Annotated in this window: 15 protein-coding genes; all 15 read left to right on the top strand. The window is 63.7% G+C overall.

Annotated elements, in window-relative coordinates; genetic code table 11:
- Positions 1-6: 6 nt before the first annotated feature.
- A complete protein-coding gene (pcaF, locus tag O3299_RS16615; RefSeq protein ID WP_251350314.1) occupies positions 7-1,209 on the top strand; it encodes a 3-oxoadipyl-CoA thiolase in 1,203 nt (400 codons plus the stop codon).
- A gap of 152 nt (positions 1,210-1,361) precedes the next feature.
- Positions 1,362-2,657 (top strand): MFS family transporter, encoded by a 1,296-nt coding sequence (locus tag O3299_RS16610; RefSeq protein ID WP_099666574.1) that lies wholly within the window; start codon positions 1,362-1,364, stop codon positions 2,655-2,657.
- A gap of 78 nt (positions 2,658-2,735) precedes the next feature.
- Complete coding sequence (locus O3299_RS16605) at positions 2,736-3,431, top strand: fumarylacetoacetate hydrolase family protein (RefSeq protein WP_099666575.1); 696 nt, start codon at positions 2,736-2,738, stop codon at positions 3,429-3,431.
- 18 nt (positions 3,432-3,449) lie between these two features.
- Positions 3,450-3,773, top strand: coding sequence for a thioredoxin family protein (locus tag O3299_RS16600; protein ID WP_099666576.1), 324 nt, complete (start codon positions 3,450-3,452; stop codon positions 3,771-3,773).
- 518 nt (positions 3,774-4,291) lie between these two features.
- Positions 4,292-5,578, top strand: coding sequence for an MFS transporter (locus O3299_RS16595; protein ID WP_070290424.1), 1,287 nt, complete (start codon positions 4,292-4,294; stop codon positions 5,576-5,578).
- A 245-nt stretch (positions 5,579-5,823) separates the two neighbouring features.
- A complete protein-coding gene (locus tag O3299_RS16590) occupies positions 5,824-6,843 on the top strand; it encodes an ABC transporter substrate-binding protein (protein WP_369812307.1) in 1,020 nt (339 codons plus the stop codon).
- 83 nt (positions 6,844-6,926) lie between these two features.
- Positions 6,927-9,101, top strand: a complete 2,175-nt coding sequence (locus tag O3299_RS16585; protein WP_305053981.1) for an iron ABC transporter permease — start codon at positions 6,927-6,929, stop codon at positions 9,099-9,101.
- Entirely contained in the window at positions 9,098-10,183 is a 1,086-nt protein-coding gene (locus O3299_RS16580; protein ID WP_305053980.1) for an ABC transporter ATP-binding protein, read from the top strand. Before O3299_RS16585 ends, O3299_RS16580 begins: the two co-directional genes overlap by 4 nt.
- Positions 10,180-11,013 carry an inositol monophosphatase gene (locus O3299_RS16575; RefSeq protein WP_251350320.1) on the top strand — a complete coding sequence of 278 codons (834 nt, stop codon included), beginning with the start codon at positions 10,180-10,182 and terminating at the stop codon, positions 11,011-11,013. The genes O3299_RS16580 and O3299_RS16575 overlap by 4 nt, the downstream gene beginning before the upstream one ends.
- A gap of 111 nt (positions 11,014-11,124) precedes the next feature.
- Positions 11,125-12,231, top strand: a complete 1,107-nt coding sequence (locus tag O3299_RS16570; RefSeq protein ID WP_305053979.1) for a porin — start codon at positions 11,125-11,127, stop codon at positions 12,229-12,231.
- Positions 12,232-12,301: 70 nt separating this feature from the next.
- Complete coding sequence (gene iolG / locus O3299_RS16565; protein WP_305053978.1) at positions 12,302-13,291, top strand: inositol 2-dehydrogenase; 990 nt, start codon at positions 12,302-12,304, stop codon at positions 13,289-13,291.
- A gap of 12 nt (positions 13,292-13,303) precedes the next feature.
- On the top strand, positions 13,304-15,250 hold the full coding sequence (iolC, locus tag O3299_RS16560; protein WP_305062736.1) for a 5-dehydro-2-deoxygluconokinase: 1,947 nt from the start codon (positions 13,304-13,306) through the stop codon (positions 15,248-15,250).
- Complete coding sequence (gene iolD, locus O3299_RS16555) at positions 15,247-17,088, top strand: 3D-(3,5/4)-trihydroxycyclohexane-1,2-dione acylhydrolase (decyclizing) (RefSeq protein WP_305062735.1); 1,842 nt, start codon at positions 15,247-15,249, stop codon at positions 17,086-17,088. Before iolC ends, iolD begins: the two co-directional genes overlap by 4 nt.
- A complete protein-coding gene (gene iolE / locus O3299_RS16550) occupies positions 17,085-18,002 on the top strand; it encodes a myo-inosose-2 dehydratase (protein ID WP_305062734.1) in 918 nt (305 codons plus the stop codon). Before iolD ends, iolE begins: the two co-directional genes overlap by 4 nt.
- The gene (gene iolB / locus O3299_RS16545) at positions 17,999-18,796 is read left to right on the top strand and encodes a 5-deoxy-glucuronate isomerase (protein ID WP_305062733.1); all 798 of its coding nucleotides are present in this window, start codon (positions 17,999-18,001) and stop codon (positions 18,794-18,796) included. Before iolE ends, iolB begins: the two co-directional genes overlap by 4 nt.
- Positions 18,797-18,800 lie beyond the last annotated feature (4 nt).

Genomic DNA, 18,800 nt, shown 5'->3' with positions numbered 1-18,800 from the left:
AAGAACATGACCCATGCTTACATTTGCGACGCCCAGCGCACGCCGTTTGGCCGCTATGGCGGCGGACTCGCCGGCGTGCGCGCCGACGACCTGGGCGCCGTGCCCATCCGTGCCTTGATGGCGCGCAACCCGAATGTGGACTGGAACGCCGTCACCGACGTGCTGTACGGCTGCGCCAACCAGGCGGGCGAGGACAACCGCAACGTGGCGCGCATGGCGGCCTTGCTGGCGGGCTTGCCCGACAGCGTGCCGGGCGCCACCCTGAATCGCCTGTGCGGCTCGGGCCTGGACGCCATCGGCAGCGCCGCCCGCTTCATCAAGAGCGGCGAAGCGGGCTTGCTGATCGCCGGCGGCGTGGAAAGCATGAGCCGCGCGCCGTTTGTCATGGGCAAGGCGGACAGCGCCTTTTCGCGCGGCATGAAAATGGAAGACACGACCATCGGCTGGCGCTTCATCAATCCCTTGATGAAGGCGCAGTACGGCGTCGATTCGATGCCGGAAACGGCGGAAAACGTGGCGTCGGACTTCGGCATCAGCCGTCTTGATCAGGATGCGTTCGCCCTGGCCAGCCAGGTCAAGGCGCTGGCGGCGCAGCAGGCGGGCGTGTTCGACAGTGAAATCTGTCCCGTCAGCATCGCCCAGAAGAAGGGCGACCCTGTCATCGTTGCCCGCGACGAGCATCCACGCGCCACCACCCTGGAAACCTTGACGAAACTCAAGCCCGTCGTGCGCGCGGATGGCACGATCACGGCCGGCAACGCGTCCGGCGTCAACGATGGCGCGGCGGCCCTGCTGCTGGCCGACGAAGCGAACGCGGCCCGCTTTGGCTTGACGCCCCGCGCGCGGGTCGTGGCCATGGCGACGGCCGGCGTGGCGCCGCGCATCATGGGCATCGGCCCCGCGCCCGCCACCCTGAAAGTGCTGGCTATGACGGGCTTGACCCTGGCCGACTTCGACGTCATCGAATTGAACGAAGCGTTTGCCGCGCAAGGCCTGGCCGTGCTGCGCCAGCTGGGTTTACCCGACGACGACCCGCGCGTGAACCCGAACGGCGGCGCCATCGCCCTGGGCCACCCGCTGGGCGCGTCGGGCGCGCGCCTGGCCATGACGGCCGTCAACCAGCTGCACCGCACGGGCGGGCGCTATGCACTTTGCACCATGTGCATCGGCGTGGGCCAGGGCATCGCGCTGGTGCTGGAACGGGTCTGATTCCGCCCGCCCGCAGGTGAAAAAAGTTGCCGGCGATACGTATTAACGCGTATGCCGGGCGGCTTTTTGACCCTGATCAAGGGCGTATGATGCAAAACCAGCCCGGGCAACCCGGCTGGCGTTGGCTTTTTCACACGAACAAGAAGACTGATATGACATCCCACGATACTCCGCATGACGTTGCGCAGCTGACATCCCAGCAGCGCATCAAGGCCATCATTGGCGCTTCCTCCGGTAACCTGGTCGAATGGTTCGACTTCTACATTTACTCGTTCTGCGCGCTGTACTTCTCGCACGCCTTCTTCCCTTCTGGTAACCCGACGACGCAGCTGCTGCAGACGGCCGGCATCTTTGCCGCCGGCTTCCTCATGCGTCCCGTGGGCGGCTGGCTGTTCGGCCGCATCGCGGACAAATACGGCCGCCGCCAGTCGATGATGATTTCCGTGCTGATGATGTGCGGCGGCTCGCTGATGATCGCCGTGCTGCCCACGTATGAAACCATCGGCGCCTTCGCACCGTTCCTGCTGCTGGTGGCGCGCCTGTTCCAGGGCTTGTCCGTGGGCGGCGAATACGGTACCAGCGCCACCTATATGAGCGAGGTGTCGGAATCGGGCAAGCGCGGTTTCTTCGCCTCGTTCCAGTACGTGACCCTGATCGGCGGCCAGTTGCTGGCCTTGCTGGTGCTGGTGGTCTTGCAGCAATTGCTGACCCTGGAAGAATTGCGTGCCTGGGGCTGGCGCATCCCGTTCGTCTTCGGTGCCCTGGCGGCCCTCGTGTCGCTGAACCTGCGTAAATCCCTGACGGAAACGACCACCGCCAGCGAGCGCAAGGACAAGGACGCTGGCAGCCTGCGCGGCTTGCTCAAGCACAAGCGCGCCTTCATCACCGTGCTCGGCTTTACGGCCGGCGGCTCGCTCGTGTTCTACACGTTTACCACCTACATGCAGAAATACCTGGTCAACACGGCCGGCATGGATACCAAGACGGCCAGCGCCGTCATGACGTGCGCCTTGCTGGTCTACATGATTTTGCAGCCCGTGTTCGGTGCCTTGTCGGACCGCATCGGCCGCCGCACCTCGATGCTGTTCTTCGGCGGCCTGGCCACCCTGTGCGTGTTGCCGATCATGCATGCCTTGAAAGACATCACCAGCCCGTACGCGGCGTTTGGCCTGATCATCATCGCGCTGGCCATCATCAGCTTCTATACGTCGATCAGCGGCTTGATCAAGGCGGAAATGTTCCCCGTCGAAGTGCGCGCGCTGGGCGTGGGCCTGTCGTATGCGGTCGCCAACGCCATGTTCGGCGGTTCGGCCGAATACGTGGCGTTGCAGTTCAAGGCTTGGCACGTGGAAGAGTATTTCTATTGGTACGTGACCATCATGTGCCTGATTTCCTTCATCGTCGCCATCCGCATGCCGGATCCGAGCCGCTCGGGACTGCTGAAGTAAGCTTGCCGTAAAATAAGGGGACACTGCGGTGTCCCCTTTTTCATCACCGCCTTTTTATCGTGCCGATCAGGAGTTTCCATGTCGTATGTCATTGCCGCAGCCATCCAGCCCAGCGTTCCCGTCAGCGGCAGCGTTGATACTTTCCCCGTCCACCGCATCTATTGCGTGGGCCGCAACTATGTCGACCATGCCAAGGAAATGGGCCATACGGGCCGCGAGGCGCCGTTTTTCTTCATGAAGCCTGCCGACGCCGTGCTGCCCGTGCCTGCCGGCACGACGGGCGAACTGCCGTACCCGGCGCAGACGCAGGATTTCCAGCACGAGATGGAACTGGTGGTGGCTATCGGCAAGGGCGGCAGCGATATCGGCGTGGCCGATGCGCTGAGCCACGTGTGGGGTTATGCGATCGGCCTGGACATGACGCGCCGCGACGTGCAGGGTGCGGCGAAAAAGCAGGGCCGTCCGTGGGAAACGGGCAAGGCGTTCGAGCACTCGGCGCCCATCGGTTCCATCACGCCGGCCGCGCAGGCGGGCGACGTCAGCCATGCCGCCATCACCCTGCACGTGAATGGCGAGCTGCGGCAAAGCAGCAGCATCGACATGCTGATCTGGAATGTGGCGGAAACCATCGCCGACCTGTCGACCTACTTTACCTTGCAGCCAGGCGACCTGATCTACACGGGAACGCCGGCCGGCGTGGCGGCCGTGCAGCGCGGCGACGAGCTGGTGGGGGCCATCGATGGCCTGGAGACCTTGCGCGTGAAAGTGGTCTAAGTTGTCAAGGAGACTGGCATGATGAATGACACGTATGCTGTGGCGCAACCCACGCGCGCCGGGATCGACGCCCTGGCAGGGCCGGCCCTGCTGGAATTCGGCACGGGCTGGTGCGGCCACTGCCGCGCCACTCAGGCGCCGCTGGCCGCCGCCTTTGCGCAGCACCCCGAGGTGCCGCACCTGCGCGTGGAAGACGGCCCCGGCCGCGCCCTGGGACGCTCGTTCCGGGTGAAACTGTGGCCGACCTTGATTTTCCTCAAGGATGGCCAGGAAGTGGCGCGCCTCGTGCGCCCGCTCGACAGCGCGGAGATCGCCAAGGCGTTCGCCCTGATCGACGCGTAGGCGGTTTCCATCATTTCTTGCCGCACCGCACCACTGCGCGTATCATAAGCCGCTTACAGCAAGATCAACCGCATCCTTCGTGATGCAGGCGCGATCATCGCCGGCCCGCTCCACCCGGAGGGGCCGCAGGCAAGGATTCACCACAAATGACCGATGCCGCGATGCCGACGCGCGGGTCTGGTACGGAATGCCTGGCGATACGCCGGGCCTGATGCACGTCGCCCATCCCCTGACGCCTTTCCTGCCGTGCCCCGGGTAACCGGATGGCGCACGACCGTTGTTTCTCTGATCAGCACTGATCGCAGCGCGATAGCGCGCGTTTGTTCACCGTTGCCTGCCGTTAACAACGGCGTGTTGCTGCGTGGAATTTGTTTGCGAATTTAATAGCAAATTCACAGCAAATACGCCCGCGCACGGCTATGATATGTGAACCGCGCGCCTAGACAACGTGCTGTGCTGCTGCCTGAAAAAACATCCAGAGAATGGCCTTTAGACACCCTCCCCAAGGAGCGCAGTAAATGAGCACCCCCCCCAAGAAAAATTCCCCCGGCACGGTGCTGTTCGCCAGCCTGATCGGCACCACCATCGAGTTCTTTGACTTTTATATCTACGCCACCGCCGCCGTGCTGGTGTTCCCGAAACTGTTCTTCCCCGCCGGCGACCCGTCGGCCGCCGTGCTGCAGTCGCTGGCCACGTTCGCCATCGCCTTCTTCGCCCGTCCCATCGGTTCGGCCGTGTTCGGCCACTTCGGCGACCGCATCGGCCGCAAGGCCACCCTCGTGGCCGCCTTGCTGACCATGGGTATTTCCACCGTCATCATCGGCTTGCTGCCCACGTATGCCGCCATCGGCACCCTGGCGCCGCTGCTGCTGGCGCTGTGCCGTTTCGGCCAGGGCCTGGGCCTGGGCGGCGAGTGGGGCGGCGCGGTGCTGCTGGCCACGGAAAACGCGCCACCGGGCAAGCGCGCCTGGTACGGCATGTTCCCGCAGCTGGGCGCGCCGATCGGCTTCTTCCTGTCGGGCGGCATCTTCCTGCTGCTGAGCGAAACCATGACCGATGAGCAATTCTTCAGCTACGGCTGGCGCATCCCGTTCCTCGCCAGCGCGCTGCTGGTCATCGTCGGCCTGTACGTGCGTCTGAAGATCACGGAAACGCCGGACTTCCAGAAAGTCATCGACAAGAACGAGGTCGTCAAACTGCCGGTAGCCACCGTGTTCCGCCAGCATGGCCGCATGTTGTTCCTGGGCACCATCATCGCCCTGGCCACCTTCGTGCTGTTCTACCTGATGACTGTGTTCGCGCTGAGCTGGGGTACGACCAAGCTGGGCTTCACGCGCAAGGAATTCCTCGTCGTGCAGCTGTTTGCCGTGCTGTTCTTCGCCCTCACGATTCCATTCTCGGCCGTGCTGGCCGACCGCCGCGGCCGCCGCGCCACCCTGATCTGGGTCTCCGTCGCCATCGCCATCTTCGGCCTGGTGCTCGCGCCCATGTTCGGTTCGGGCGTGACGTGGGAAGTGACGGTCTTCATGGCCGTCGGCCTGGGCCTGATGGGCATGACCTACGGACCGCTGGGCACGATGTTGTCCGAACTGTTCCCGCCCGAAGTGCGCTACACGGGCGCGTCGCTGACGTTCAACCTGGCCGGCATCCTGGGCGCCTCGCTGGCGCCGTACATCGCCACCTGGCTGGCCACGAACTATGGCTTGCAATACGTGGGCTATTACCTGTCGCTGGCAGCCGTGCTGACCCTGGGCGCGCTGCTGATGGTGGGCAAGCCACGCGCGGGCAAGGAAGCCTGGCAGTAACACCCCTCTGACCCCACCGGTCCCGAAAGCCGCCAGCTGCAACGCTGGCGGCTTTTTTTGTCGGTAAAACACCACGCCGCCCGCCTGCCGAGATTCTTGTTGACAGTCAAAATCGGCTGGTGGTAAGGTGTGCACACGTGTGCAATGCAGTGCAAGTCTTGAAAAAGCACATCCCGGGACAGTGACACCGCAAGATAGCGGTGCGGTCTGAAGTACCACAACGACAACAAACTTGGAGTGAGACGATGAAGATGCGCAATGTTGCGATTGCTATAAGCCTGGCCCTGCCGATGACGGCCATGGCCGCCGAGGAACGCCTGTCCGTGCTGTGTTCAGCCGACATGGAGTGGTGCCAGCTGATGAAGAACCGCTTCGAGGCGGAAAGCAAGATCAAGGTATCGATGATCAGGAAAAGCGCCGGCGAGGCCTATGCGAAGATCCGCGCCGAAGCGTCGAACCCGAAATCGGACATCTGGTGGGGCGGCACGGGCGACCCGCACCTGCAAGCGGCCGCCGAAGGCTATACGGAAGAATACAAGTCGCCCACCCTGTCCAAGCTGCAGCCGTGGGCGCTCAAGCAGGCCGAGACGGCCAAGTACCGCACCGTCGGCATCTACATCGGCATCCTGGGCCTGGCCTACAACGAAAACGTGCTGAAGAAGAAAAACCTGCCGCCGCCCCAATGCTGGAAAGACCTCGTCAAGCCCGCCTACAAGGGCGAGATCGAGATGGCCAACCCGAACTCCTCGGGCGCCGCCTACAACGCGCTGGCCACCGTGGTGCAGCTGTTCGGCGAAGAGGAAGCCTTCGATTTCCTGGCGAAAATGGGGCAGAACGTCAGCAAGTATCCGAACGCGGGCGTGGCGCCCGGCGAGGACGTGGGCCGTGGCGAAGCGGGCGTGGCCATCGGTTTCATGCATGACCTGATGAAGCTCACCGTGGCCGGCTTTCCCGTGAAAGTCTTGCCGCCCTGCGAAGGCACGGGTTACGAGATCGGCTCCATGAGCATCGTCAAGGGCGCGAAAAACATGGAGCAGGCAAAGAAATTCTATGAATTCGCCCTGCGCCCGGACGTGCAGAGCGAAGCGGTGAAAGCGCTGGCGTTCCAGATCCCGTCCAACGTGGCCGCCACCATTCCCGCCGCCTCGCCGCGCCTGGAAAACATCAAGACCATCAACTACGACTTCGCCAAGTATGGCGCCTCGGACACGCGCAAGCGTTTGCTGCAACGCTGGACGACACAGATTTATTCGGCTGGCAATTAAGGCGTAAAGACTGTCATCGTACCGAACCTGCCGCATGCCGAAATGGCCATGCCGGCGGGTCTACTTAGCTGGATAGAGACCTCATGAAAAAGATATTTTACGGCTGGCTGCTGGCCGCCCTGGCAGCGTTGTGCCTGTTGCCCTGGCAGCAACAGGAAGCGGGATTGTTTGCCGGCGAATGGTTGCGCGACGGCCAGTTCTTCAGTGACCGTGGCGCACCGGCCGTGCTGCACCTGCTGTCGTTCGGCGCCTGGCCGCTGGGCGTGTTCTTCGCCCTGATCGCCGCCAGCGCCGCCCTGGTAGCCGGCAATCCTCACCGCAAGACCCTGGGCCTGGGCCAGATCGCCATCGGCGGCGCCGGCATGCTGTGGCTGGCATGGCTGGGCTGGGGGCCACTGGCCGCCAGCACGGGCCTGGGCTTCGGCGCGCTGCTGCTGGCGCTGTGCCTGCTGTTCCTCCTCACCTCGGGCGCGGCCGCCTGCGGCGTGTGCCGCGGCGACGCCTTCGTGGCCGGCGCCATCGGCCTCATCATTTGCCTGATCTCCCTGTTCGTGCTGTTCCCCGTCGCGCTGATCCTCGTCAGCGCCGGCCAGCCCATGGACGATGGCGGCACGGGCGCCGCCGCCCTGGCGCGCCGCCTGGCGGACCCCGGCATCTGGAGCCTCAATTGCGTGTCCGGCCCCGGCCGCTGCGGCGTGGCCTGGAATACCCTGGCGCTGGCCCTGCTGACGGGCGTGTCGGCCACCTTCCTCGGTCTCGTGTTCGCCCTGCTGGTAACGCGCACCAATGGCCGCTGGGTACGCCCGATGCGCGCCATTACGATACTCCCCATCGTCACGCCGCCTTTCGTGCTGGGCCTGGCCCTGATCCTGCTGTTCGGCCGCAACGGCGCCATCACGGGCCTCGTCGGCGACCTGTTCGGTATCGAGCAGAGCCGTTGGCTGTACGGCATGACGGGCGTGTGGCTGTCGCAGATGCTGGCCTTTGCGCCGATTGCCTTCATGACATTAATTGGTGTGGTGGAGGGCGTCAGCCCTTCGCTGGAAGAAGCGTCGGGCACCCTGGGCGCCAGCAGCTGGCAAACCTTCGTCAAGGTGTCGCTGCCCTTGATGCGTCCCGGCATCGCCAATGCCTTTTTGCTGTGCTTTATCGAAAGCATGGCCGACTTCGGCAACCCGATGGTGCTGGGTGGCAACTTCCACGTGCTGTCGACGGAAATCTTCTTTTCCGTGGTGGGCGCCTCGAACGACCAGGGTCGCGCCGCCACCCTGGCCATCGTGCTGCTGACCTTTGCCGTGGGCGCCTTCTTCATCCAGAACTTGTGGCTGGGCAAGAAATCGTATGTGACGGTGACGGGCAAGGCCGACCATGGCGGCCACGCCTCGCTCAACCCGCGCCTGAAAACCATGCTGTGGACCATCGCCTTGCCATGGTTCGCCTTCACGGCCCTGATCTATGGCACGGTGGTGGCGGGCGGCTTCGTGAATAACTGGGGCCAGGACAATGCCTTCACCTTGCGCCACTACATCGACGCTTTCGGCATCACGGCGGGCGCTTCCGGCTGGCACTGGACGGGCCAGGCCTGGCCGTCGCTGTTCACCACCTTGACGATTTCGGCCATCGCCGCGCCCTTGACGGCCTTTGTCGGCATCCTCTCGGCCTGGCTGCTGGTGCGCCAGCAATTCGCCCTGAAAAGCGCGTTCGAGTTCGGCACCATGCTCAGCTTTGCCATTCCCGGCACCGTCATCGGCATCAGCTACATCCTGGCGTTCAACTCGGCGCCCATCGAGTTGACGGGCACGGCGACGATTTTGATCCTGTGCTTTGTCTTCCGCAACATGCCGATGGGCTTGCGTACGGGCATCGCCGCCATGCGCCAGCTCGACGGCAGCCTGGACGAGGCCTCGATCACCCTGGGCGCCAGCAGCTGGACCACCATGCGCAAGGTCATCCTGCCGCTGTTGCGCCCGGCCATCGCCTCGGCCCTCGTGTATGGCTTCGTGCGTTCGATCACGTCGATCTCGGCCGTCGTCTTCCTCGTCAGCGCCGATTACGACATGGCCACGTCCTACATCATCGGCCTGGTGTCGAACGGCAACTACGGCACGGCGATTGCCTACGCCACGGTCTTGATCGTCGTCATCCTGCTGTGCATCCAATTGATCCATTTGCTGGTCGGCAAGCGCCGCCTTCGCCGCGTCAGCGCCGAAAAAACGCTGCCGGCCGCCGTTCCCAACCTGGAAAAGAGCTACGCATGAACCACTTTACTACCCAAGCAGCAGAGCTTGCCGCGCTGGAATTCGATGGCGTCACCAAGCGCTACGGCAAGGCGCTGGCCGTGAACGATGTGTCGTTCACGATCGCGCCGCGCACCATGGTCACCCTGCTGGGCCCCAGCGGTTGCGGCAAGACCTCGACCCTGCGCTTGATCGCCGGCCTGGAACGCGTCAGCGCCGGACGCATCCTGCTGGCCGGCGAGGACGTCACCTTGACCTCGGCCGCCGAGCGCGACGTCAGCATGGTGTTCCAGTCCTATGCCTTGTTTCCGCACATGACGGTGCTCGACAACGTGTGCTACGGCCTCATCGTGTCCGGTGAAACCAAGCCGCGCGCCGTGGAACGGGCGCAGGAAAGCTTGCGCCTGGTGGGCCTGGCCGACTTTGCCGCGCGCTTCCCGAACGAGTTGTCGGGCGGCCAGCAGCAGCGCGTGGCCGTGGCCCGTTCGCTGGTGCTGCAGCCCAAGGTGCTGCTGCTGGACGAGCCGCTGTCGAACCTCGATACGAAACTGCGCCGCCGCGTGCGCGACGAGATCCGCGACATCCAGGTCAAGCTGGGCTTGACTGCCGTGTATGTCACGCATGACCAGGAAGAGGCGCTGGCCATTTCCGACCAGATCATCGTGATGAACCGGCAAGTGATCGCGCAAAAGGGCACGCCGCACGAGCTGTTCGAATCGCCGGCCGACAAATTCGTCGCCGACTTCATCTGTAACGCGAACATCGTCGATGGCGTGATCGAAGCGGTGGCCGACGGCAAGGCCACCTGCGTCATGGGCAAGTTGCGGCTGCGTCTGCCATGCCGCAGCCAGCGCAGCGGCGAAGCGAGTTTCGCCGTGCGTCCGGAAGCGATCCTGCTGTCGCCCGCGCAGCCCGACAGCGCCATGGTGGTGCGCGTGGCACGCGCCACCTACCTGGGGCGCGAAATGCAATACACGCTCGACACGCCGGTCGGCGAACTGTTTGCCGTCTCGCACGACTTGAGCCAGGTTTTCACGCAAGGCACATCGGTCGCCATGACCGTACACGAACATGGCGCAGCCATCATTGGAGGACAAGCATGACAGATATGACACAGGCAGCGGTACTGGCCGACGCGGCCACCCTGGAGCGCTATGCCTACGCCCGGCACATCATCCGCCAGGCCGGCGAGATTGCGCTGGGCATGTTTCACCGCCGCACGGAACTCGTGATCGAGGAAAAGGGCTTGCAGGACATGGTCAGTATCGCCGATCGCATGGTGGAAGACTATGTGCGTGCGCAAATCGCCGCGCGTTTTCCTGACGACGCCGTGGTGGGCGAGGAGCGGGGCGGCGGGGCGTCGGACGCGCGCTGCGTGTGGGTCATCGATCCCATCGACGGCACGGCCTGCTTCGTCAACGGCATGCTGGCCTGGTGCGTGTCGATCGGCGTGCTGGTCGACGGCAAGCCGGCCATCGGCGCCGTGTACGACCCGAATGCGGACGAGCTGTTCCACGCCTGCCAGGGGCAGGGCGCCTACGTGGCAGCGAAGGCCGGCGAAACGCGGCTGCGCGTCAACGACGTGGTCAGCCTGCAGGGCGGCGTGCTGGGCGTGGGCTTTTCGCACCGCGTGGGCACCGACACCTTTTTACCGTTCCTGCTCGACGTGCTGGAAGAGGGCGGCATGTTCATCCGCAACGGTTCCGGCGCGCTGATGATCGCCTATGTGGCGGCCGGGCGCCTGATCGGCTATTTCGAGCCGCACATCAATTCCTGGGATTGCCTGGCCGGCATCGTGCTCGTCAATGAGGCGGGCGGGCGCTGCAATGATTTCCTGGCCGATAACGGCCTGGAAAAGGGCAATCCCATCCTGGTGGGCGGCCCCCGCCTGTATCCGCAACTGGCGGCGCTGGCCTTGCCGCGCTGTGCCTGAGCACATTTTATTGAAAGGGAGGACAGGCGTCCGGCGAGGGACGCGCGGAGTGGCAACACACTGTTGAGCATCATGAGTAATCCACCACCATAAAAACAAGCAGGAGACAAAATGAAAAACGGGATGAAAAACGAGATGAACACCATGCAGTTGAACAAGATCGCCGCCGTATTCTTGCTGGCCGTGCCAGGCTGCGTGCTGGCCGAATCGAGCGTCGTCGTGTACGGCCGCATCCATGCGGGCTTCGACCGTATCGAAACGTCAAGCTCGGCCACGGCGCCGAATGGCGAATCCATTTCTCGCGTATCGGACAATTCCTCGAAGATCGGCTTCCGGGGAAGGGAAGACTTGGGCAATGGCAACACGGCCTTCTTCCAGATCGAGGGCAATGCCAAGCTGGACGATGGAACGGGCGCCATCAATAGCAAGGATACCTTTGTCGGGCTGGAAAACCCCGCCTATGGCCGTATCGCGCTGGGCCGCTTCGCTACGCCGATTCGCCAGATCAACGGCTACACCAACCGTTTCGTGGGCGAAGGCATCCAGGATGACGCCAACATCTCCCAGCTGGGCGGCGAAGGCTTCAACCGCCGCAGTTCGAACGCCATCAGCTACCGCACGCCCGTACTGCAAGGCTTCAGCGCCACGATTTACCGCGCCAGCGAAAACGAGGCATCGAACGGCGACCGCATCTATTCGGGCATCGTGCAATACGTGAACGGCCCCATCAAGGGCGCCGTCGGCTATGAAAAGCACAAGGACTTGCGTCCCGGCTTCAGCGAAAAGATGTTCCGCGCCGTGGGCAATTACAACTTCGGCGGCGGCGACGTGGGCGTGGCCTGGAACCGCATGGTGTATGACGTGGCCGGCGGCGACTTGCAGCGCGACTATTTCACCATCACGGGCGCCTACAAGGCGGGTGGTGGTTCCTTCATCGGCCGGTTCGGCGTGGCTGGCGATGTGTCCGGCAGCGCGCCCAACGGCAGCAGCGTGACCATCAAGGCGACCACCCTGGTGCGCGGCGACGACAGCGGCGCCAAGCAGGCCACCCTGGGCTACGAGTATTACTTGTCCAAGCGCAGCACCGTGTACGCCTACTACACGCAAACGAATAACGACAAGAACGCCAACTACACGTTTGGCGGCAATGCCTTCGCCGCCACCAAGAAGGGTGCCAAGCTCAGCGGTGTGATGCTGGGCGTCATCCACCTGTTTTAACCTTTTTTGCCCGGAAATGCACACGTGTGCATTTCCGGGCGGCATTATCCCGACTATCAAGGAGATGGAAATGATTCAAGTGGCATTGTTCGGCGCCGGCCGCATCGGCCGTATTCACGCTGGCAATCTGGTGCGCCAGCCTGGCGTGCGCCTGAAATACGTGGTCGACGTGCATGCGGGCGCGGCGGCGGAAGTGGCGGCCCTGCATGGCGCCAGCGTCGCCAGCGTGGAAGCGGTGCTGGCCGACCCCGAAGTCAAGGCCGTGCTGATCGCGTCGAGCACGGATACGCATGCGGACCTGATCGTGCGCGCAGCGGCCGCCGGCAAGGCCATCTTTTGCGAGAAACCCGTCGACCTGACCCTGGAGCGTGCGCGCGCCGCCGCCGTTGCCGTCAAGGATGCTGGCGTGCTGTGCATGATCGGCTTCCAGCGCCGCTACGACCCCACGTTTGCTGCCGTCAGGCAGCGCATCGCAGCGGGCGAGATCGGCACGCCGGAGTTGCTCATCGTCACCAGCCGCGATCCCGGCCCGCCACCCGTCAGCTATATCCAGGTATCGGGCGGCATCTTCAAGGATATGCTGATCCACGATTTCGACATTTTCCGCTGGATACTCGACGATGAAGCCGTCAGCGTGCACGCCACGGGCAGCTGCCTCGTCGACCCGGCCATCGGCGCGGCGGGAGACCTGGACACGGCCGTCGTCACCATCCGCACGGCGAAAGGACGCTTGTGCCAGATCAATGCTTCGCGCCGCGCCGCTTACGGCTACGACCAGCGTTTCGAGGTGCTGGGCAGCCTGGGTATGCTGCAGGCGGGCAACCACAAGCCGACGGAAGTGACGGCCTATGGCTCAGTGAACGTCAGCGTCGACAAGCCGGAAGACTTTTTCCTGGAACGCTACCGCGCCGCCTACGCCAGCGAAATGGCGCACTTTTTCGAGGCATTTGCCCATGGCGCGCCCTTGCGCACCACCGTCCATGATGGCTTGAAGGCACTGGAACTGGCCGAGGCGGCCACCGTGTCATGGCGCGAACAGCGCATCGTGCAATTGTCATAAGGAATGCATGTCATGAAGAATACGACTGAATTTGCCCAGGGACGCGCGCTGGACGTGATCTGCCTGGGCCGCCTAGCGGTGGACCTGTATGCGCAGCAGATCGGCAGCACCCTGGAAGACGCGACCAGTTTCGCCAAATACCTGGGCGGCTCATCGGCGAATATCGCCTTCGGCACGGCCCGCCTGGGCTTGAAGTCCGCCATGCTGTCGAAAGTGGGCGACGACCACATGGGCCGTTTCTTGACGGACACCTTGGCGAAAGAGGGTTGCGACGTCAGCCATGTCGGCATCGACCGCGACCGCCTGACGGCGCTGGTGATGCTGGGCATCAAGGATAAAAACACCTTTCCCCTGATTTTCTACCGTGAAAACTGCGCCGACATGGCCATCGAGCCATCCGCCGTCGACGCCGCCTTTATTGCATCGAGCAAGGCGCTGTTGATCACCGGCACGCATTTTTCGACGGCTGCCATGCACGCCGTCAGCACGCAGGCCCTGAAATTGGCGCGCGCCAACAACGTGCGCACCATGCTCGACATCGATTACCGGCCCGTGCTGTGGGGACTTTCCGGCAAGGCGGACGGCGAAACGCGCTTCGTTTCCAACGATGGTGTCACGCGGCACTTGCAGGCGATCCTGCCGCAGTTCGACCTGATCGTCGGCACGGAAGAGGAATTCATGATCGCCGGCGGTGGCGCCGACATCATGGCGTCCTTGCGCGCCGTGCGGGCCGTTACCCTGGCCACCCTGGTCGTCAAGCGGGGCCCGCTGGGTAGCGCCGTCATCGACAGCGTGGTGCCGCACAGCCTGGACGATGCGTATAACTACCGCGGCGTGCGCGTGGAAGTGCTGAACGTGCTGGGCGCGGGCGACGCGTTTCTCTCGGGCTTTTTGAAAGGCTGGCTGCGCGGCGAGGATTACGAAGCGTGCTGCCGCTACGCGAACGGTTGCGGCGCCCTGGTCGTGTCGCGCCACGGTTGCGCACCGGCCATGCCGTCGCCCGTGGAACTCGACTATTTCCTCGCCAACGCGGCGAAACTGACGCAACCGGACCAGGACGCCACCTTGTCGCGCCTGCACCGCACGACGGTGGCGCGCCCGCAGTGGGATGAACTGTGCGTGTTTGCCTTCGACCACCGTACGCAATTCTTTGAGCTGGCGCAACAGACAGGCGCGCCCGAATCGGCTATTTGCGCCCTGAAGCAACTGATGGTGCAAGCCGTGGCGCAGACGGAAACGGCCTTGCAACTGGCCGGCAAGACGGGCGTGCTGATCGATGGACGCTATGGCGTCGACGCGCTCAACGATGCGACGGGGCGCGGCTGGTGGATCGGCCGTCCCGTGGAATTGCCCGGCTCCAATCCGCTGCAATTCGACTGGGGCCGCTCCATCGGTTCGCACCTGCTCAGCTGGCCGAAGGAACACGTGATCAAGTGCCTGGTGCAGTTGCATCCGGACGATACCGTGGAAAACCGATTGGAACAGGAAGCGCAGATCAAGGCCCTGTATGACGCGGCGCAAGTGAGCGGTCACGAACTGTTGCTCGAAGTCATACCGTCGGATGCCTTGCCGCAAAGTGAAGACACCGTCTTGCGCGCCGTCAAGCGCTTGTACAACCTGGGCATTTACCCGGAATGGTGGAAGCTGGAAAGCATGTCAGCCCAGCAATGGCAAGCCATCGATGCCCTCGTGCACGAGCGCGATCCGTATTGCCGTGGCGTCGTCCTGCTGGGCTTGAACGCGCCGATTGCCGCCCTGGCCGCCAGTTTTGAGCAAGCCAGTGCCAGCACGACGTGCCGCGGCTTCATGGTGGGCCGCACCATCTTCCAGGAACCGAGCCGTCGCTGGCTGGCCGGAGAGCTCGACGATGCGGGCCTGATCGCCGCCGTGCGCGCCAACTTCGAGCAGCTCATTGCCCTGTGGCAGCGCACGCGCAACCGCCTGGAGCGTGCAGCATGAGCGCCACAATCAGATTGACCATGGCCCAGGCTTTAGTCCGCTACCTGGCCGCCTTGCGCACGGAAGAGGGCGATGGTTCCTTGATCGCCCTGTTCGGCGGCGCCTTCGCCATCTTTGGCCACGGCAATGTGGCGGGCCTGGGCGAGGCGCTGTACCAATATCGGGAGAGTTTCCCCACGTACCGCGCCCACAATGAGCAGGCGATGGCGCACTCGGCCATTGCGTATGCGAAAGCCCACATGCGCCGGCGCATGCTGGCCGTCACCAGTTCCATCGGCCCGGGCGCCACCAATTTGCTGACGGCCGCCGCGCTGGCCCACGTGAATCGCTTGCCGGTATTGCTGTTGCCCGGCGACGTGTTCGTCTCGCGCGCGCCGGACCCCGTGCTACAGCAGCTGGAAGACGCCGGCGACGGCAGCGTGTCGGTGAATGATGCCTTTAAACCTTTATCGCGCTATTTCGACCGCATCGTGTATCCGGAGCAATTGCTGACGGCCTTGCCGCGCGCCATTGCCGCCTTGACGGACCCGGCCGCCTGCGGTCCCGTCACGTTATCTTTGCCGCAAGACGTGCAAACGATGGCGTATGACTATCCGGCCGACTTTTTCGAGCCGCGCATCGTGCGTTTCCGCGCCGTGCCGCCCGTGGAGCAGGAACTGGAAGAGGCGGCCGCCTTGCTGAAACACGCGAAACAGCCGCTGATCGTGGCCGGCGGCGGCGTGCTGTACGGCCAGGCCAGCGCCGCCTTGCAGGCGTTTGCCGAGCGTCACGGCATTCCCGTGGCGGAAACCCAGGCCGGCAAGAGCGCCTTGCCGTGGGACCATCCGCTGCAGCTGGGCGCCATCGGCGTCACAGGTTCGCCTGCCGCGAATGCCCTCGCGGCGCAGGCGGACGTGGTGCTGGCCATCGGCACGCGCTTGCAGGATTTTACGACGGGATCGAACTCCCTGTTTGCGCAAGCGCAACTGGTCAGCCTGAACGTCAACGCTTTCGATGCGCTGAAACGCCGTGGCCTGGGCGTGCAGGCGGACGCGACACTTGGCTTGCAGGGCTTGTCGCGGTACTTGCCTAACTGGAATAGCGCGGGCCAGTGGCTGGACCGCGCACAGCAGGCTGGGAACGCATGGCGCGATACCGTCCTGGCCATTACTGGCCAGCGCGAGGTGGACGGCTTGCCGTATGACGGCGAAGTCATCGGCGCCGTGCAGCGCTCTTCACCGGACTCGACCAGCAACGACATCGTCGTCTGCGCGGCAGGCACCTTGCCGGCCGAACTGCACAAGCTGTGGCGCACGTCGACAGCCGGCGGCTATCACATGGAATACGGCTATTCGTGCATGGGCTATGAAATCGCCGGCGGCCTGGGCGTCAAGATGGCGAAACCGGATGCCGAGGTCATCGTCATGGTGGGCGACGGCAGTTATTTGATGATGAATTCGGAAATCGCTACCTCCGTGATGCTGGACAAAAAACTCATCATCGTCGTGCTCGACAACCGGGGTTACGGCTGCATCAACCGCCTGCAGCAGGCGTGCGGCAACGCGTCATTCAACAATATGTTGCCCGACAGCGCACCCGCCATCGACTTCGCCCTGCATGCGCAAGCGCTGGGCGCGCTGTCCGAGCACGTGGCCAACATTGCCGAACTGGAACAGGCGATGCTGCGCGCCCGCGCCGCCAGCCGCACCTACTTGATCTGCATCAATACGGACGCTACGCGCACGACCGAGGAGGGCGGTTGCTGGTGGGAAGTGGCCGTACCCGAAGTCTCGACGCAAGCCGGCGTGCAAGCGGCGCGCGCCCGTTATGAACTTGACCGCCAAGGACAACAAAAATGACTACTACATGGAATGTGAAGATCGGCATCAACCCGATCTCGTGGATGAACGACGATTTACCCAGCCTGGGCGGCGAAACCCCGCTGGAAACAGCGCTGAAGGAAGGCGCCGAGATCGGCTACGTGGGTTTCGAACTGGGCAACAAGTTTCCCAAGGATGCCCCGGCCCTGAACGCCGTGCTGGGCAAATACAATCTTGCCTGTGTGTCCGGCTGGTATTCGGGACGGCTGGCCCATCGCTCGGTCGAGGAGGAAATCGCCTCCGTAGCCTCGCATTTACGCCTGCTGGCGGACAGCGGCGCCACCGTCATGGTCTACGGCGAAGTGGCGGACGCGATCCAGGGCGAAGCCCGTCCCCTGTATAAGCGCCCGCGTTTCCAGTCGCCGCAGCAATGGCAGGACTACGCCGACAAACTGACGGCGTTTGCGAAGCACTTGCTCGACCACGGCGTGCGCCTGGCCTACCACCACCACATGGGCGCCTACGTGGAAACGCCGGCCGACGTGGACCAGTTGATGGCCTTGACGGGACCGCAAGTGGGCTTGCTGTTCGACACGGGCCACATCACCTTTGCCGGCGGCGATGCGCTGGCGGTGCTGAATAAACATATTCAACGCATTTGCCACGTGCATTGCAAGGATGTGCGCCCCAACGTGGTGAAACTGGCGAGAAATGGCCACTGGAGTTTCCTGCAAGCCGTGATCAATGGCGCCTTCAGCGTCCCCGGTGATGGCAGCATCGATTTTCCCGCCATCCTCACGCGTTTATATTTGCATGGCTACGAGGGCTGGCTGGTGGTGGAAGCGGAGCAAGATCCGGCCGTGGCCCCCAGTTATCAGTATGCCAAGATGGGCCACGATTACCTGGCACGCCTGGTCGACGCCATCCCGCGATTGAAACGGGAGGCGGCATGAGCCCGCTGCTGGTGAAAGCGGCCAAGACCGGCGGCAAGATCGTCGAAGTCACGCCGGAATCGGCCGGCTGGACGCACGTGGGCTTCGCCGCGCACCGTCTGGCGGCAGGCGAACAGCTGACGTTGGAGACGGGTAGCCGCGAACTGTGCCTCGTCGTGCTGACGGGCACGGTGACGGTGCAGGCGGGCGGGCAGACCTGGGAAGCCATCGGCAATCGCCAGAGCGTGTTTGAAGACGTCTCGCCCTACGCCGTGTATGTGCCGCTGGAAACCACGGTCGGCATCACGGCCGTGAGCAACGCCGAAGTGGCGCTGTGCAGTGCGCCGGCCACCACCCATCGCCCGGCGCGCTTGATCGACCCGCAGTCGATGACGCGTTCCGTGCGCGGCAAGGGGGCGAACACCCGCTATGTGTGCGACATCTTGCCGCAGACGGCCGAGGCCGATGGCTTGCTGGTGGTGGAGGTGGTCACGCCATCCGGCCATTCGTCCAGCTATCCGCCGCACAAGCACGACAGCGACAATATCCCGCTGGAAAGCTCGCTGGAAGAAACGTATTACCACCGCCTCAATCCCGAGCAGGGCTTTGCGTACCAACGCGTCTACACGGACGACCGCAGCATCGACGAAGCCATGGCCGTGGAAAACCACGACGTGGTGATGGTGCCCAGGGGTTACCACCCCGTCACCGTGCCGTATGGCTACGATGGCTATTACCTGAACGTGATGGCCGGCCCGAAACGCGTGTGGCACTTTAAAAACGACCCGGCCCATGACTGGCTGATGACGAAATAACCAA

The organism is Janthinobacterium sp. SUN176 (genome assembly GCF_030587335.1).
GTDB lineage: Bacteria > Pseudomonadota > Gammaproteobacteria > Burkholderiales > Burkholderiaceae_D > Janthinobacterium > Janthinobacterium kumbetense.
Note: the sequence above shows the minus strand (reverse complement) of the source record. Positions and strands in the feature narration are given on the sequence as shown.

Coding starts and splice junctions, on each gene's coding strand:
- pcaF (WP_251350314.1), top strand. CDS start 7: ATGACCCATGCTTACATTTGCGACGCCCAGCGCACGCCGTTTGGCCGC.
- O3299_RS16610 (WP_099666574.1), top strand. CDS start 1,362: ATGACATCCCACGATACTCCGCATGACGTTGCGCAGCTGACATCCCAG.
- O3299_RS16605 (WP_099666575.1), top strand. CDS start 2,736: ATGTCGTATGTCATTGCCGCAGCCATCCAGCCCAGCGTTCCCGTCAGC.
- O3299_RS16600 (WP_099666576.1), top strand. CDS start 3,450: ATGATGAATGACACGTATGCTGTGGCGCAACCCACGCGCGCCGGGATC.
- O3299_RS16595 (WP_070290424.1), top strand. CDS start 4,292: ATGAGCACCCCCCCCAAGAAAAATTCCCCCGGCACGGTGCTGTTCGCC.
- O3299_RS16590 (WP_369812307.1), top strand. CDS start 5,824: ATGAAGATGCGCAATGTTGCGATTGCTATAAGCCTGGCCCTGCCGATG.
- O3299_RS16585 (WP_305053981.1), top strand. CDS start 6,927: ATGAAAAAGATATTTTACGGCTGGCTGCTGGCCGCCCTGGCAGCGTTG.
- O3299_RS16580 (WP_305053980.1), top strand. CDS start 9,098: ATGAACCACTTTACTACCCAAGCAGCAGAGCTTGCCGCGCTGGAATTC.
- O3299_RS16575 (WP_251350320.1), top strand. CDS start 10,180: ATGACAGATATGACACAGGCAGCGGTACTGGCCGACGCGGCCACCCTG.
- O3299_RS16570 (WP_305053979.1), top strand. CDS start 11,125: ATGAAAAACGGGATGAAAAACGAGATGAACACCATGCAGTTGAACAAG.
- iolG (WP_305053978.1), top strand. CDS start 12,302: ATGATTCAAGTGGCATTGTTCGGCGCCGGCCGCATCGGCCGTATTCAC.
- iolC (WP_305062736.1), top strand. CDS start 13,304: ATGAAGAATACGACTGAATTTGCCCAGGGACGCGCGCTGGACGTGATC.
- iolD (WP_305062735.1), top strand. CDS start 15,247: ATGAGCGCCACAATCAGATTGACCATGGCCCAGGCTTTAGTCCGCTAC.
- iolE (WP_305062734.1), top strand. CDS start 17,085: ATGACTACTACATGGAATGTGAAGATCGGCATCAACCCGATCTCGTGG.
- iolB (WP_305062733.1), top strand. CDS start 17,999: ATGAGCCCGCTGCTGGTGAAAGCGGCCAAGACCGGCGGCAAGATCGTC.